The sequence below is a fragment of the Streptomyces sp. NPDC053432 genome (genome assembly GCF_055585365.1).
Genome location: NZ_JBVJKF010000019.1, coordinates 1 through 14,976 on the forward strand (window position 1 = coordinate 1; position 14,976 = coordinate 14,976).

The 14,976-nt window shown below is 74.6% G+C and carries 13 protein-coding genes; 10 read left to right on the forward strand and 3 right to left on the reverse strand.

What is annotated here, in order from left to right; all coding sequences use genetic code 11:
- Window positions 1-297: 297 nt before the first annotated feature.
- A complete protein-coding gene (locus tag ACZ6Y1_RS27210; protein ID WP_469635589.1) occupies window positions 298-1,116 on the forward strand; it encodes a tetratricopeptide repeat protein in 819 nt (272 codons plus the stop codon).
- Window positions 1,117-1,189: 73 nt separating this feature from the next.
- Here ACZ6Y1_RS27210 and ACZ6Y1_RS27215 read toward each other — a convergent pair whose 3' ends face one another.
- A complete protein-coding gene (locus ACZ6Y1_RS27215) occupies window positions 1,190-2,461 on the reverse strand; it encodes a DUF1015 family protein (protein WP_469635120.1) in 1,272 nt (423 codons plus the stop codon).
- Window positions 2,462-2,548: 87 nt separating this feature from the next.
- Here ACZ6Y1_RS27215 and ACZ6Y1_RS27220 point away from each other — a divergent pair, with 87 nt between their 5' ends.
- The 4 genes from ACZ6Y1_RS27220 to ACZ6Y1_RS27235 all read left to right on the forward strand — a co-directional run bounded on the left by ACZ6Y1_RS27220 (window position 2,549) and on the right by ACZ6Y1_RS27235 (window position 6,783).
- On the forward strand, window positions 2,549-3,586 hold the full coding sequence (locus tag ACZ6Y1_RS27220; protein ID WP_469635123.1) for an HAD-IIA family hydrolase: 1,038 nt from the start codon (window positions 2,549-2,551) through the stop codon (window positions 3,584-3,586).
- Window positions 3,587-3,863: 277 nt separating this feature from the next.
- Window positions 3,864-4,922 carry a FecCD family ABC transporter permease gene (locus ACZ6Y1_RS27225; protein ID WP_469635127.1) on the forward strand — a complete coding sequence of 353 codons (1,059 nt, stop codon included), beginning with the start codon at window positions 3,864-3,866 and terminating at the stop codon, window positions 4,920-4,922.
- Window positions 4,919-5,965: a FecCD family ABC transporter permease gene (locus ACZ6Y1_RS27230; RefSeq protein WP_469635130.1), complete on the forward strand. Its 1,047-nt coding sequence runs from the start codon at window positions 4,919-4,921 to the stop codon at window positions 5,963-5,965. The genes ACZ6Y1_RS27225 and ACZ6Y1_RS27230 overlap by 4 nt, the downstream gene beginning before the upstream one ends.
- On the forward strand, window positions 5,962-6,783 hold the full coding sequence (locus ACZ6Y1_RS27235; protein WP_469635133.1) for an ABC transporter ATP-binding protein: 822 nt from the start codon (window positions 5,962-5,964) through the stop codon (window positions 6,781-6,783). The genes ACZ6Y1_RS27230 and ACZ6Y1_RS27235 overlap by 4 nt, the downstream gene beginning before the upstream one ends.
- A gap of 202 nt (window positions 6,784-6,985) precedes the next feature.
- Here ACZ6Y1_RS27235 and ACZ6Y1_RS27240 read toward each other — a convergent pair whose 3' ends face one another.
- The gene (locus tag ACZ6Y1_RS27240) at window positions 6,986-7,336 is read right to left on the reverse strand and encodes an SCP2 sterol-binding domain-containing protein (protein ID WP_469635136.1); all 351 of its coding nucleotides are present in this window, start codon (window positions 7,334-7,336) and stop codon (window positions 6,986-6,988) included.
- Window positions 7,337-7,400: 64 nt separating this feature from the next.
- Here ACZ6Y1_RS27240 and ACZ6Y1_RS27245 point away from each other — a divergent pair, with 64 nt between their 5' ends.
- The 5 genes from ACZ6Y1_RS27245 (at window position 7,401) to ACZ6Y1_RS27265 (ending at window position 12,552) form a co-directional block, all read left to right on the forward strand.
- Window positions 7,401-7,652 carry a hypothetical protein gene (locus ACZ6Y1_RS27245; protein ID WP_469635139.1) on the forward strand — a complete coding sequence of 84 codons (252 nt, stop codon included), beginning with the start codon at window positions 7,401-7,403 and terminating at the stop codon, window positions 7,650-7,652.
- Window positions 7,653-7,659: 7 nt separating this feature from the next.
- Complete coding sequence (locus tag ACZ6Y1_RS27250; protein WP_469635142.1) at window positions 7,660-8,475, forward strand: TlyA family RNA methyltransferase; 816 nt, start codon at window positions 7,660-7,662, stop codon at window positions 8,473-8,475.
- Window positions 8,472-9,380, forward strand: a complete 909-nt coding sequence (locus ACZ6Y1_RS27255) for an NAD kinase (RefSeq protein WP_469635146.1) — start codon at window positions 8,472-8,474, stop codon at window positions 9,378-9,380. Before ACZ6Y1_RS27250 ends, ACZ6Y1_RS27255 begins: the two co-directional genes overlap by 4 nt.
- A gap of 108 nt (window positions 9,381-9,488) precedes the next feature.
- Window positions 9,489-11,213, forward strand: coding sequence for a DNA repair protein RecN (recN, locus tag ACZ6Y1_RS27260; protein ID WP_469635592.1), 1,725 nt, complete (start codon window positions 9,489-9,491; stop codon window positions 11,211-11,213).
- 226 nt (window positions 11,214-11,439) lie between these two features.
- Window positions 11,440-12,552, forward strand: a complete 1,113-nt coding sequence (locus ACZ6Y1_RS27265; RefSeq protein WP_469635149.1) for a glycosyltransferase family 4 protein — start codon at window positions 11,440-11,442, stop codon at window positions 12,550-12,552.
- Window positions 12,553-13,187: 635 nt separating this feature from the next.
- On the opposite strand, the gene ACZ6Y1_RS27270 is transcribed toward ACZ6Y1_RS27265, so the two are convergent.
- Window positions 13,188-14,813: a PucR family transcriptional regulator gene (locus tag ACZ6Y1_RS27270; protein WP_469635152.1), complete on the reverse strand. Its 1,626-nt coding sequence runs from the start codon at window positions 14,811-14,813 to the stop codon at window positions 13,188-13,190.
- Window positions 14,814-14,976 lie beyond the last annotated feature (163 nt).

Here is a 14,976-nt window from a genome sequence, read left to right on the forward strand (position 1 = left end):
GGGCGTCCTTCCTACCCGCGTCGTGATGACGAGCGCGGTGGCTTCCGTGGCGGTCGTGACGACCGCGGCGGCGACCGTCCCAGCTACCCGCGCCGCGACGACCGGGGCGGCTACCCGCGTCGTGACGACCGCGGCGGCGACCGCGGTGGGTACCGCGGTGGCCGTGACGACCGTGGCGGCTACCGTGGTCGCGATGACCGTGGCGGCGACCGCGACTACCGTGGCGACCGCGACCGGGACCCGGTCAAGCGGCTTCCGATCGACGAGGACGTCACCGGCCTCGAGATCGACGCCGACGTGCGTCAGGAGCTGCTGAGCCTGCCCAAGGGCCTGGCCGAGGAAGTCTCCAAGAACCTGGTCATGGTCGCGCGCCTCATCGACGAGGACCCCGAGCAGGCGTACGCCTACTCGCGCATCGCCCTGCGGCTCGCCTCCCGTGTCGCCGCCGTCCGCGAGGCCGCCGGCTTCGCCGCGTACGCGACGCAGAAGTACAGCGAGGCCCTCGCGGAGTTCCGTGCCGCCAAGCGCATGACCGGCTCCGTCGAGCTGTGGCCCGTCATGGCCGACTGCGAGCGCGGCCTCGGCCGCCCCGAGCGCGCGCTGGCCATGGCCGGCGAGCCCGAGGTGCAGAAGCTGGACAAGGCCGGCCAGGTCGAGATGCGTCTCGTCGCTGCCGGTGCCCGGCGGGACCAGGGGCAGCTCGACGCCGCCATCGTGACCCTGCAGAGCCCGGAGCTGGCGTCCAACTCCGTCCAGCCCTGGACCGCGCGCCTGCGCTACGCCTACGCCGACGCCCTGCTGGCGGCCGGTCGTGAGGAAGAGGCGCGCGAGTGGTTCGCGAAGACCCTCGAGGCCGACAAGGACGGGGCGACGGACGCCTCCGACCGTCTCGCCGAGCTCGACGGTGTCGAGTTCGTCGACGCCGCGGTCGAGCCGGCCGACGACATCGACCTGGACGAGGACGACGAGGACGAGGTCGACGACGAGGACGAGGACGCGGCGGAGATCGCCGCGGCCGAGCGCGCCGCCGACGTCACCGAGTACTACGACGAGGACGACGAGGAGTACGAGCCGCTGGAGCAGTCCGCGGCCGACGCCGACGCCGACAAGGGCTGACGCGGGCTGATGTGACGCACGGAAGGGCGGTGCCCCGGTCGGGGTACCGCCCTTCCGCATGTCCTGGAGTCGGTCAGCCCAGGCCGCGCAGCACCAGGCCCGTCGCCGGCTTCGGGCCGAAGGAAGTGGACTTGCGGGGCATCGTGACGCCCTGGCGGGCCAGGTCCCGTACGACTTCCTCCCGTACGGGGTGCAGCAGGACCGCGGTGCCGCCGTGGCGTTCCGCCTGCTCCACGGTGGCCGCGGCGTCGTGGATGTACGTGATCTGGTCCGGGGTGTCCGGGACGTGCCACAGGGCGTCCAGGAGGGTCGCGTGCAGCACCGTGGCGTCCAGTCGGCGCCAGGCCTCGGGACGGTCGTGCCGGACCGTGCGGTCCAGGAGGTCCAGGTCGGGGTCGGTGACCAGGTGGAAGGTGCCGTCGCCGGTGAGGAGGAAGGCGTTGCCCCGCTCCGCGGCGTCCGCGAGGGCCTCCAGGGCCAGCGGGAGCGGCCCGTCGACCGGGCGGACCCGGAACCGGCCGGCGAGCGCGGCCAGGGCGTCCGCGACGGGCAGGCGGCGCAGCATCCGGTGGATGGCGCGCACCTGGAGGGGGTAGCGCGCGGTGTCCACGAGGAGGACCAGACCGAAGTCCCACGCGGTGGGGGAACCGTGCTCCTCCTGCAGGCGCAGGTAGGTGGCCCAGCGGTGGTGGCCGTCCGCGATGAGCGCCTGGCGGTGGCTGAGGTCGGACGTCATGCCGGCCAGCTCGGCCGGGTCCGTGACGGCCCAGAGGCGGTGCTGGACGCCGTCCTCCGTGGTGGTCGACAGGAGGGGGGTGCGCTGGGCGGCCCGTTCGACGGCCGCCGCCGCGCCCGCCCCCGGGTCGTCGCCCCGGTAGGTGAGGAGGAGGGGTTCGAGGTTGGCGGCGGTGGCCCGCATCAGACCGGCGCGGTCGGTGACCACGTCCGGCATGACGTCCTCGTGGGGGAGGACGATGCCCTCCTGGGCGGCGGACAGCGCGAGGGCGCCGATGATGCCGCGCTGGAGCAGACCTGCCTTGCGCTGCTCGTACACGTACAGGGCGGGCTCGGGGTCGGCGCTGAGGATGCCTTGGGCGATCCAGTCGTGCAGGGTGCGCGCCGCCTGTTCGTTGCGCGCGGCCGGGGTGCCGGCCTGGGGGAGGATCAGGCGGACGATGTTGTGCGGGTCCGCGGATTCCAGGTGGTCGACCCCGTCCGGGCGCACGACCACGTCGTACGGCGGCGAGGTGACGGCGGCGAGGCTGCCGACACGCTCCGGGACGTAGCGCAGGCCGTTGAAGGGGATCAGCCGAAGGCCCTGGCCCGCGGTACCAGAAGAGGTCATTGGTGCATGGTAAGTCGCGTCTCGCCATGCGGGATGATCGGGGGTGCAGGGAATCGGACAAGATCGATCGTGTGGGGAGCGGACAGGATGAGCCGGCAGAGCAGGACCAGTCCCGCGGCGAGTGAGCGGAGTCTGCACCAGGCGTACGACACGGCTCTGCTGGACCTCGACGGTGTGGTGTACGCGGGCGGGGAGGCCATCGCGCACGCCGTGGACTCCCTCGCGGTCGCCCGCGCGGAGGGCATGCACCTCGCCTACGTGACGAACAACGCCCTTCGCACTCCGGACGCGGTCGCGGAGCACCTGGGCGAGCTGGGCATCCCGACGGAGGCGGCCGAGGTGATCACCTCGGCGCAGGCGGTGGCCCGGCTGATCGCGGAGCAGGTGGAGCCGGGCTCGAAGGTGCTGGTGATCGGCGGGGAGGGGCTGCGGGTCGCGCTGCGCGAGCGGGGCCTGGTGCCGGTGGAGTCGGCCGAGGAGGAGGGGCTCGCGGCGGTCGTCCAGGGGTACGGCGGGCCCGACCTGGCGTGGGGCCGGTTCGCGGAGGCCTCGTACGCGATCAACCGCGGCGTGCCGTGGTACGCGTCGAACACCGACCTGACGATCCCGGGGGCGCGCGGGATCGCGCCGGGCAACGGGGCCGCGGTGGAGGTCGTACGCATCGCCACGGGCGCCGAGCCGCAGGTGGCGGGCAAGCCACTGCCCCCGATGCACCGGGAGACGGTGCTGCGCACCGGGGCGCGGCGGCCGTTGGTGGTCGGGGACCGGCTGGACACCGACATCGAGGGCGCCTTCAACGGGGAGGTGGACTCCCTGCTGGTGCTGACCGGGGTGACGGACGCGGCGCAGCTGGTGCGGGCGGAGCCGCGGCACCGTCCGACGTACGTGGACCGGGACCTGCGGGGGCTGCTGACCGGCCAGCCGGAGGTGGAGCCGGCCGGTGAGGGCTTCCGCTGCGGGGGCTGGACCGCGGTCGCGGTGGACGGCCGGGCGCTGGAATTGCGCGGGGAGGAGGGGGATCCCGTCGACGGGCTGCGGGCCCTGTGCGCGGCGGCCTGGACGGAGGCCGGGGACGGGGTCTGCACCTTGGACGCGGCGAAGGCGCTGGCCCGGTTGGGGCTGTAGGCGGACCCGGCGCCCGGGCTGGGGCGGCAACCCTGGCCGGGTCCGGGCTGCGGGCGGACGTACCCGGGGCGGGGCGGCAGGGCGCGTCCGGGGCGGCGGGGGCTGGCCGGGCGCAGCCGGGGAAGGCGGCGGGGTCCGGGCGGGTGTAGCCGGGGGAGGCGGCAGGGTCGGGCCGGGCTCCGGGTGGGCCGACCCGGGGCGTGCGGCCGGGGCGCTCCCCGGTGAGCTCCGGGCGTTCGAGTGAGAGGCCGGTTCAGGGTAGGCTAACCTAACTCGCGTGTTGGTTGAGAGTCCCCCCGAACCCGGACCGGGCACGGCGCAGTCGTCCGCCGTCGTCGCCCGGCCGCGCCGTGCCCCGCGCTTCGCCGGTCTGCTCGCCGCCCTCGTGGTGCTGGCCCTGATCGCCGTCCTGAGCATCGCCGTGGGCGCCAAGCAGATGCCCCTCGACGAGGTCTGGCACGGCCTGTTCGACTACTCGGGGACCACCTCCGACGTGGTGGTGCGGGACCTGCGGGTCCCGCGCACCCTGCTCGGGCTGATGGTCGGGCTCGCGCTCGGCCTGTCCGGGGCGGTGATGCAGGCCCTGACCCGCAACCCGCTCGCCGAACCGGGCATCCTCGGCGTCAACGCGGGCGCGGCCGCCGCCGTGGTCTCGGCGATCAGCTTCTTCGGGGCGAGCTCGCTGAGCGAGTTCGTGTGGTGGGCCTTCCTCGGTGCCGGCGTCGTCTCCGTCGTCGTCTACGTGCTCGGTGGCAGCCGCAGCGCGACGCCCGTGCGCCTCGCCCTCGCCGGTACGGCGGCCAGCGCGGCCCTCGTCGGCTACATCAACGCCGTACAGCTGATGGACAGCAAGGCGCTGGACAAGCTGCGCTTCTGGACGGTGGGTTCGCTGTCCTCGGCCACCATGGACACCGTCCGCCAGGTCGCGCCCTTCCTGCTGGCCGGCGCCGTGCTGGCGCTGGCACTGGGCCGGCCGCTCAACGCGATGGCCCTGGGCGACGACACCGCGCGGGCGCTCGGCGCCCACCTGACGCGGACCCGGATCGGTGCCATGGCCGCCATCACCCTGCTGTGCGGCGCGGCGACGGCCGCATGCGGCCCCATCGTCTTCATCGGGCTGATGATCCCGCACCTGGTACGGGTCTTCACCGGCCCCGACATGCGGTGGGTGCTCGCCTACTCGGCGGTGCTCTCGCCCGTCCTGCTGCTCGGTACCGACGTCATCGGCCGGGTCGTCACCCGTCCCGCCGAACTCCAGGTCGGCATCGTGACCGCGCTGATCGGCGGTCCCGTCTTCATCCACCTCGTCCGGCGCAAGAGGATGGCCCAGCTGTGACCGTGACCGCCAAGGCCCGCCGGCTGAACCTCCCCGGCGGGATCTCCCTGCGCGTCGAACGGCGTGCGCTGGGCGTCGGAGTGCTGCTCACCGTCGCGGCGTTCGCGCTGGCCGTGCTGCTCATCGGCACCGGCGACTTCCGGATCGCGCCGTGGGACGTCGTACGGACCCTGCTGGGCAACGGCACGCCCGCCGACGACTTCATCGTCAACGACCTGCGGCTGCCCCGGGTCCTGGTCGGGCTGCTCGTCGGCGCGGCCCTCGGGATGGCCGGGGCCGTCTTCCAGTCCGTCTCCCGCAACCCGCTCGGCTCACCGGACCTGCTCGGCTTCGGGTACGGGTCGGTGGTCGGCGCGCTCGCCGTCATCATCCTGTTCAAGGGCGACGCCACCGAGGTGGCCGTCGGAGCGCTGGTCGGCGGGGTGCTGGCGGGGATCGCCGTGTACCTGCTGGCGTACAGGCGGGGGATCCACGGCTACCGGCTCGTGCTCGTCGGCATCGGCGCCTCCGCCATGCTCATCGCGGTGATCCAGTACCTGATCACCAAGGCCCGGATGGTCGAGGCCACCCGGGCCATGGTCTGGCTGACCGGCTCGCTGGCCGGCCGGGACTGGGCGCAGGTGTGGCCGCTGCTCGGGGTGTGCGCGGTGCTCTTCCCGCTGATCCTCTCGCAGGGCCGGGCCCTGCGGATGATGGAGATGGGCGACGACGCCGCCCACGCCCTCGGCGTACGGGTGGAACGCACGCGGCTGCTGCTGATGCTCGGGGCGATCCTGCTCACGACGGCGGCGAGCGCGGCGGCCGGGCCGATCAGCTTCGTGGCGCTGGCCGCACCGCAGCTGGTACGGCGGCTGACCCGGTCGCCCGGGGCGAACCTGCTGTCCGCGGCGCTGATGGGCTCGGTGCTGCTGCTGGTGTCCGACTGGGCCTCGCAGCGGGCCTTCGGTGCCGACCAGCTCCCGGTGGGCGTGGTGACCGGACTCGTCGGCGGCGTGTATCTGCTCTGGCTGCTCGTCACCGAGCGCAAGGCGGGACGTATATGAACCTCAGGAGTGCTCAAGTGCAGCGGCTGACCGCGCAGGACGTGACCCTCGGATACGACGAGAGGGTCATCGCCGAGAACCTCTCGGTGGAGATACCCGACCACTCGTTCACGGTGATCGTCGGCCCCAACGCGTGCGGCAAGTCCACGCTGCTGCGGGCCCTTTCGCGGATGCTGAAGCCGACGCAGGGACGGGTGCTGCTCGACGGGCAGGCGATCGGGTCGATGCCGGCGAAGAAGGTCGCCAGGACGCTGGGCCTGCTGCCGCAGTCCTCCATCGCGCCGGACGGGATCACGGTCGCGGACCTCGTGTCGCGGGGACGCTACCCGCACCAGGGGCTGCTGCGGCAGTGGTCGCCCGAGGACGAGCGGATCGTGCGCGAGTCGATGGCCTCGACCGGGGTCGCCGAGCTGGCCGACCGGGCCGTGGACGAGCTGTCGGGCGGACAGCGGCAGCGGGTCTGGATCGCGATGGCGCTGGCGCAGCAGACGCCGCTGCTGCTGCTGGACGAGCCGACCACCTACCTGGACATCCAGCACCAGATCGACGTGCTGGACCTGTGCGCGGAGCTGCACGAGGAGCAGGGGCGGACGCTGGTGGCCGTGTTGCACGACCTCAATCACGCGGCCCGGTACGCGACGCACCTGATCGCGATGCGCGGCGGGTCGGTGGTGGCGGAGGGAGCGCCGGGAGAGGTGGTCACCGCGGAGCTGGTGGAGGAGGTGTTCGGGCTGCGGTGTCAGGTGATCTCCGACCCGGAGACGGGGACGCCGCTGGTCGTGCCGGCGGCGAGGGCTGCGCGGGCGCGGGCGGTCTAGCCGCGGGGTGTGGCGCCGCCGCCTGGGGCTCCGCCCCCCGGGCCCCCGCGCCTCAAACGCCGGCGGGGCTGGTTTGGTGCGGGCTCGTCCGCCGGTGCGGGTCAGGGATTCGGGGCTCCGCCCCGGGCCCCGCGCCTCAAACGCCGGCGGGGCTGGTTTGGTGCGGGTCAGGGATTCGGGGCTCCGCCCCGGGCACCGTGCCTCAGAGCAGGCTTTTCAGGCGCAGCAGGTCGCGGAAGCCGGCTTCCAGTTTTACTCGGCCCGAGGTCCAGGCCTTGGCGAACTTGAGGTCGCCCGCCACCAGGGCGACCAGGTCGTCGCCGGTCATGGCCAGGCGGATCTCGGCCTTCGTCGCCGGTGGGCCGGGGGTGACCGCGTCCACGCGGATCCGGCCGCCGTCGAGGCGGCCCGTGAAGGTCCGGTCGAGGTCCGTGATGTGGCAGCTCAGGGAGCGGTCCAGCGCGGCAGCGCCGCGGACGCCGCCGTCCGCCGCGCCGGCGAGGTTCTCGGAGAGTTGGTCGAGTGCGGCTCGGCACTCATCGATCGTAGCCATCGTGATCACGACGGTACCGCAGAGCCGTGCGTGGTCGTGGGGCGCTTCGGGGTAGCGTCTGGGCATGGACGACGAAGAGGCCGCCCCCGCCGCCCCCGCCGCGCCCGCCCCCGCCGGGGCCGCGCCGCTGGGGCTCGTACGGACGCCCACCGGGCACGACGGCGTGGACGCGCGGCTCGCGCGGCTGGCGGACGTGGACGACCTCGCGGCGGACGGGCACGTCGCGGTGTACGAGGATGTGCACAGGGGACTGCGCCACGCGCTCGACGCGCTGGACGCACCACCCGTCCCCGTACCTCACGAAAACAGGAGCTGAACCGAACGTGGCAGGAGTGGCGCGCCGCCGCCTGGACGCCGAACTGGTACGCCGCAGCATGGCCCGCTCCCGGGAGCACGCCGCGCAGCTGATCGCCGCGGGCCGGGTGACCGTCGGCGGCACCACCGCGACCAAGGCGGCCACCCAGGTCGAGACCAGTGCGGCACTGGTGGTGCGACAGGACGACAGCGATCCGGACTACGTCTCGCGCGGCGGCCACAAGCTCGCGGGCGCGCTCGCGGCCTTCCAGCCGCAGGGGCTGCGGGTGGAGGGGCGCCGGGCGCTGGACGCGGGGGCGTCGACCGGAGGCTTCACCGACGTGCTGCTGCGGGCGGGCGTGGCCCATGTCATGGCCGTCGACGTCGGTTACGGGCAGCTGGCCTGGTCGCTGCAGAGCGACGACCGGGTCACGGTCAAGGACCGGACGAACGTCCGTGAACTCACGGTGGAGATCCTCGACGGGATTCCGGTGGATCTCGTCGTCGGGGACCTGTCCTTCATCTCGATCGGGCTCGTGCTGCCCGCGCTCGTGCGGTGCTGTGCGCCGGACGCGGACCTGGTGCTGATGGTGAAGCCGCAGTTCGAGGTCGGCAAGGAGCGCCTGGGCAGCGGCGGTGTGGTGCGCAGCCCGGAGCTGCGGGCCGAGGCCGTGCGGGACGTGGCGGCGCAGGCGTGGAAGCTGGGGCTCGGAGTGCTCGGCGTGACCGCGAGTCCGCTGCCCGGTCCGTCGGGCAACGTCGAGTACTTTCTGTGGCTGCGGGCCGGGGCACCTGCACTCGACCCGTCGGATGTCGACCGTGCAGTGGCGGAGGGGCCGCAGTGACTGATTCATCGGGGGAACGGACCGTATTCCTGCTCGCGCACACCGGGCGGCCGGCGGCCATCCGCAGCGCGGAGCTGGTCGTGAAGGGCCTGCTGCGGTGCGGGCTCGGTGTACGGGTCTTCGCGCACGAGGCGGCCGACCTGCCGCTGCCGCCCGAGGTGGAGCCGGTGGCGGAGTCCGCGCCGGGCGTGCTCGACGGCTGTGAGCTCCTGATCGTGCTGGGCGGGGACGGGACCCTGCTGCGCGGCGCCGAGTTCGCCCGGGCCTCCGGGGTGCCGATGCTCGGCGTCAACCTGGGGCGCGTCGGGTTCCTGGCCGAGGCCGAGCGCGACGACCTGGACAAGGTCGTGGAGCGGGTGGTGAGCCGGGACTACGAGGTCGAGGAGCGGATGACCCTCGACGTGGTCGTCCGGACCAACGGCGACGTCGTCCACCGGGACTGGGCGCTGAACGAGGCCGCGGTCCAGAAGGTGTCGCCGGAGCGGATGCTGGAGGTGGTCCTGGAGATCGACGGGCGCCCGGTGACCGGCTTCGGCTGCGACGGGATCGTCTGCGCGACCCCGACGGGCTCGACGGCGTACGCCTTCTCCGCGGGCGGACCGGTGGTCTGGCCGGAGGTGGAGGCGCTGCTGATGGTGCCGATCAGCGCGCACGCGCTGTTCGCGAAGCCACTGGTGACCTCGCCGACCTCGGTGCTCGCGGTCGAGGTGCAGACCGGCACCCCGCACGGCGTGCTGTGGTGCGACGGCCGGCGCATGCTGGAGCTGCCGGCCGGGGCCCGTGTGGAGGTCCGGCGGGGGGAAGTGCCGGTGCGGCTCGCCCGGCTGCACCACGCGTCCTTCACGGACCGGCTGGTCGCGAAGTTCGCGCTGCCGGTGTCGGGTTGGCGTGGGGCGCCCCACTGACCGGCTCCGCACCGTGTAGCTAATAGCACATTCGTTCGGAGAACTTGGGGCGGGTGACGTCACATGGCATCCGTGAAACCTCGGTATGGTCGTCCCGTGCTTGAGGAGATGCGGATACGGTCGCTCGGGGTCATCGACGACGCGGTGGTCGAGCTGTCGCCCGGTTTCACCGCGGTGACCGGCGAGACCGGCGCGGGCAAGACGATGGTCGTCACCAGCCTCGGGCTGCTGCTCGGCGGTCGCGCCGACCCGGCCCTCGTACGGATCGGGGCCAAGGCCGCGGTGGTCGAGGGCCGTATCGTCATGCGCCCGGACGCCCCCGCCGCCGTACGCGCCGAGGAAGCCGGGGCCGAGCTCGACGAGGGTGCCCTGCTGATCAGCCGGACCGTGTCCGCCGAGGGCCGCTCGCGCGCCCACGTGGGCGGCCGCTCGGTCCCCGTCGGGCTGCTCGGAGAGCTCGCCGACGACCTCGTCGCCGTACACGGCCAGACCGACCAGCAGGGACTGCTGCGGCCCGCCCGGCAGCGGCAGGCCCTCGACCGGTACGCCGGTGACGCCGTCGCCGTCCCGCTGGAGAAGTACGCAGCCGCCTACCGGCGGCTGCGCGCGGTCGCCGTCGAGCTGGAGGAGATCACCACCCGGGCCCGGGAACGGGCCCAGGAGGCGGACCTCCTGCGCTTCGGGCTGGACGAGATCGCGGCCGTGGAGCCGGTGGCCGGCGAGGACGCCGAGCTCGCGGCGGAGGCGGAGCGGCTCGGCCACGCCGAATCGCTGGCCTCGGCGGCGCAGCTCGCGCACGGCGCCCTCGCGGGCAACCCGGAGGACCCGGAGGGCATCGACGCGAACACGCTCGTCGCGGGCGCCCACCGCGCACTGGAATCCGTACGCTCCCACGACCCGGCGCTCGGCGCGCTCGCCGAACGGATCGGGGAGCTGGGCATCCTGCTCGCCGACGTGGCCGGGGAGCTGGCGGGCTACGCCGACGACCTGGACGCCGATCCGCTGCGGCTGGCCGCGGTGGAGGAGCGGCGGGCGGCGCTCACCCAGCTCACCCGCAAGTACGGCACCACGGGGGACGTGGACGGCGTACTGGACTGGGCCGAGAAGGGCGCGGCGCGGCTCCTGGAACTCGACGGCGACGACGAGCGGATCGCCGAGCTGACCGCCGAGCGCGACGGACTGCGCTCCGAACTGTCCCTGCTGGCACAGGCGTTGACGGACGCCCGGGTGGAGGCCGCCACCCGGTTCGCCTCCGCGGTGACGGCGGAGCTGGCGTCGCTGGCGATGCCGCACGCACGGGTGACCATCGACATCCGGCAGGTGGAGGACCCCGAAGGAGTGGACGTCGACGGCCGCCCCGTCGCGTACGGGCCTTCCGGCACGGACGAGGTCGAGCTGCTGCTGGCCCCGCACCCCGGGGCCCAGCCGCGGCCGATCGCCAAGGGCGCCTCCGGCGGTGAGCTGTCGCGCGTGATGCTGGCCGTGGAGGTCGTCTTCGCGGGCTCCGACCCGGTGCCGACGTACCTCTTCGACGAGGTCGACGCGGGTGTCGGCGGCAAGGCGGCGGTCGAGGTCGGCCGGCGGCTCGCGAAGCTCGCCAAGTCGGCGCAGGTCGTGGTCGTCACCCATCTGCCGCAGGTCGCGGCCTTCGCGGACCGGCAGCTGCTGGTGGAGAAGACCAACGACGGGTCCGTGACGAGGAGCGGTGTCACGGTGCTGGAGGGCGAGGACCGGATCCGGGAGCTGTCGCGGATGCTGGCCGGTCACGAGGACTCGGTCTCGGCGCGGGCGCACGCGGAGGAACTCCTGGCGGCGGCGCGCGCGGACGCGTGACGTAGGGCGTACGGCCGAGGGGCCCGGGGCGTGCGTACGCGCCCCGGGCCCTTCGCCGTGTCCGGGCGGGCGCGGGGGTGAGGCGGGCTAGCCCGTGTGGGTGAGGCTCGGGGGTGTCCGGCGGTATCTCCTACGGGATCCGTACCCGTATGGTCCCGGAACGCGCGTGCGGACTGGCATTCTTGGCGAGTCTCTGACTCCTCCCCTCATCCTGGAGCCCCGGCCCGTGAGCAGCTCCCCGGTCTCCGCGTCCGTCCCGGCCCAGCCCTACGGGCGGCCGCCGCTGCGTACCGTCCAGGTCCTCGGCGCCGCCGCCGGGGCGGGCAGCAGCGCCCACGTGCGGTCCCTCGCGAGAGGGCTCGCCGAGCGCGGGGTCGGGGTCACGGTGTGCGCGCCCGTGCGGGCGGAGGGGGAGTACGACTTCACGGGCGCGGGTGCGGACTTCGCACCCGACGCAGTGAGCGTGCTGCGGGCGGCGTGCGCGGGGGCGGACGTGGTGCACGCCCACGGCGTGCGGGCCGGCGCGCGCGCCCTGCTGGCCCTGCGGGGGCGCCGGGTGCCGCTGGTGGTGAGCTGGCACGGGGACGGCCCGGTGGCCGACGGGGCGCTCGGGCGGCTGAGCCGGATGCTGGAACGGCACGTGGCCAGGGCGGCGGCGGTGGTGCTGGGGCCGTCCTCCGACCAGGTGGACCTCGCGCGGCTGCGGGGGGCGCGGGACGCGAGGCTGTCACCGGTCGCGGTGCCGGCCGGCTCGGCGGTGCCCGAGCCGGACAAGGTGCGGGCGGAACTGGGCGCCGTGGAGCGGCCGTTGCTCATCGCGGTCGGGAGCCTGGTGCCGCACCGGGGGTACTCCGTACTGCTCGACGCGGCGCGGGAATGGCGGGCGCTGGACCCGGCGCCGCTGCTGGTGATCGCGGGGGAGGGGCCGCTGCGGGCCGAACTCGCCCGCCGGATCGAGGCGGAGGCGCTGCCGGTGCGGCTGCTGGGGCGCCGCCGGGACGCGGCGCGGCTGCTGGCGGCGGCGGACGTGGCGGTGCTGCCGAGCCGGTGGGAGGCGCGGGCGCCGCTGGCGCAGGAGGCGCTGCGGGCCGGGGTGGCCCTGGTGGCCACGTCGGTCGGGGGCGTGCCGGAGCTGGTGGGGCAGGGGGCGGTGCTGGTCCCGCCGGGGGACGCGGGCGCGCTCGCCTCCGCCGTGACGGGTCTGCTGGCGGATCCGGAGCGCCGGGCCGTGCTGGCCGCCGCCGGGCTGGCGCAGGCCGCCACGTGGCCGTCGGAGGACGACACGGTCGCGCAGGTCCTGTCGGTGTACGACGAGCTGATGGAACGCTCCCGCCACTAGGGGGTGTTGCGGAAGTCCTGTGCGGTGCCCGCGGTGTCCGGTGCGTGCTCTCGGCGTGCCGGGCGAAGGTCCTCGTACTGGGCGTACTCGGGGCTTCGGCCGGTGCGGCGAGAGTGCGTGCCGGGCGCCGTGGGCGCCGTGCGGGACTTTCGCAACACCCCCCAGCCGCCGGCCGGCCTCCGCCCCGGGGCTCCGCCCGCACCCCGTACCCGGCGCCTCAATCGCCGGCGGGGCTGGAGTTCGGCGGCGTGGGCTGCCCGGCGCGGGCCAAGGCCCTGGGGCTCCGCCCCGCACCCCGCGCCTCAAACGCCGGCGGGGCTGGATGTGGCCGGCTGCGCTGCCACGCGCGGCACCGCTGCGGGGACTCCGCCCCCGAACCCCCGCGCCTCAAACGCCGGCGGGGCTGGATGTGCCGGCGGGGCTTTCGTCTGCGGCGCGGTTTCCCGGGGCTCCGCCCCGGACCCCGGTCCTCAAACGCCGGACGGGCTGAAATTGCCCGCTGCGGCGGATATCCAGCCTCGCCGGCGTTTGAGGCGCGGGGCCCGGGGCGGAGCCACGGGGAACGGTGGAAGGGCGGGTAGGGGACAGCTCCGCGCAGCGGCAACCGCCCGCGGCCGAGGCGCGCGGGCGGCGCGTCAAGAAGGAGAAGGGGTATGGCGGCGGGCGCGGAGGGCCAGGCTCAGGGAGAGGACCGTTTCCGGGTCGTCCAGGTCCGTGCCCAGGAGTTCCGAGATGCGGGCCAGCCGGTTGTACAGGGTCTGCCGGTTCAGGTGCAGCTCGCGCGCCGTCTCCGCCTTGCGGCCCGCGTGGGCCAGGTACGTCTCCAGGGTGGGCAGGAGAGGGGGGCGGGAGGTCGTGTCGTGGGTGCGCAGGGGGCCGATCGCGCGGTCCACGAAGGCCGCCAGGTCGGGGTGTTCGCGCAGCCGCCACAGCAGCAGGTCGATGTCCAGGCGGCGCGCGTCGTACCAGGGCCGGGCCGGCAGGCCATGGGCCGCGGTGGCGGTCTCCGCCGCGTGCCGCAGCCCCGCCGAGGCCGCCGCCCAGCCGCCCGCCACGCCCACGACCACGGCCGGCGGCGCGACGGCCCGCTCCAGCCCGGCCCGCTCCACCCCGGCCCGCAGCGCCGCCGCGACCCGGTCCGCCACCGCCGTGCGCTCCGATTCGGAACGCAGGGAGACGAGCAGCGGCACCCGCCCCTCCACCGGGCGGACGCCCAGCAGCACCGGCACGCCGACCGACGCCAGCTCCTCCAGGACCGCGCGCGCCAGCACCGCCCAGTTCCCGGACGGCCCGAGGTCCGATCCCAGCCGCATGACGACCGGGAGCAGCGGGCCCGGGCCCGGCTTGAAGCCGAGGACGCGGGCCTGAGACGGGGCGTCCTCGGCGCTGATGCGGCCCTCCGCGAGGTCCGTCAGGAAGTCGCCCCGGCCGCGCGCCGCCAGCTCCTCCTCCTGCCGCGCCTGCATCAGGACCACGGCCAGCACCCCGGCCGTGCGTTCCGCCGCCATCCGGTGCACCGGCAGCAGCGGGGCCGTGACCCCGACCAGGACCACCCGGGCCCGCACCGAGCCCGTGCCGTGGCCCCCGCCCGGTACGTCGACGACCACCGTGTTCCCGGCCGGCTCGGCCTCGCGCTGGCCCCGGAGCCCCTCCCACACCTGGAGCGGGTCCGCGCCGGTGTCCGCCGCCCCGTTGCCGGCCGCGTACAGCAGTGCGCCGTCGGGGGTCTCCAGGAAGACCGGGTTTCCGGTGAAGCCGGCCAGGATCCGCAGCACCTGCGGGATGCCCCCGCCGCCCAACAGGGCCTCGGTACAGCGCCGGTGGACCTCCTCGGCGCGCTGGAGGAGCGCGTAGTGGTGGTTGACGATCTCGGTGTGGATCTCCTCCGTCACCGCCACGAACGGGACTTCCCGGTGGAGCTGGACGAGCGGCAGGCCGGCCGTGCGGGCCGTTTCCACGATGGTCGCCGGGAGGCGGGTGAAGCGCGGGCCGAGCTCGACCACCAGCGCGGCGATGCCCCGGTCCGCGAGACGGCGTACGAAGGCGCGCTGCTCGGCCGGCCGGGTCCCGAGGCCGAGCCCCGTGGTGAGCAGCAGCTCGCCGCCCTTGAGCAGGGAGGCGATGTTCGGCACCTCGCCCGCGTGCACCCAGCGGACGGTGCGCCCCAGACGGTCGGCGCAGGCGACCACCTCCGGCAGCCCGCTGCGCAGCCCCGGCAGCTCAAGTGCCCGCTGAACTGTGATTCCGCCCTGGTCGTCCATGTGGCGGACGCTACCGGGCCGCGTGTTCCGGAGACATCACCTAGCGGTTACAAAGCCCGATCTGCCCCTCTTCCGGACCGACAACTCGTCTTCTTCACAAGGAGATTATCGGACCGCGTGCCGATTGTGGTCTGCGTCACCCGGGTGGAGAGTGGCGGCCTCC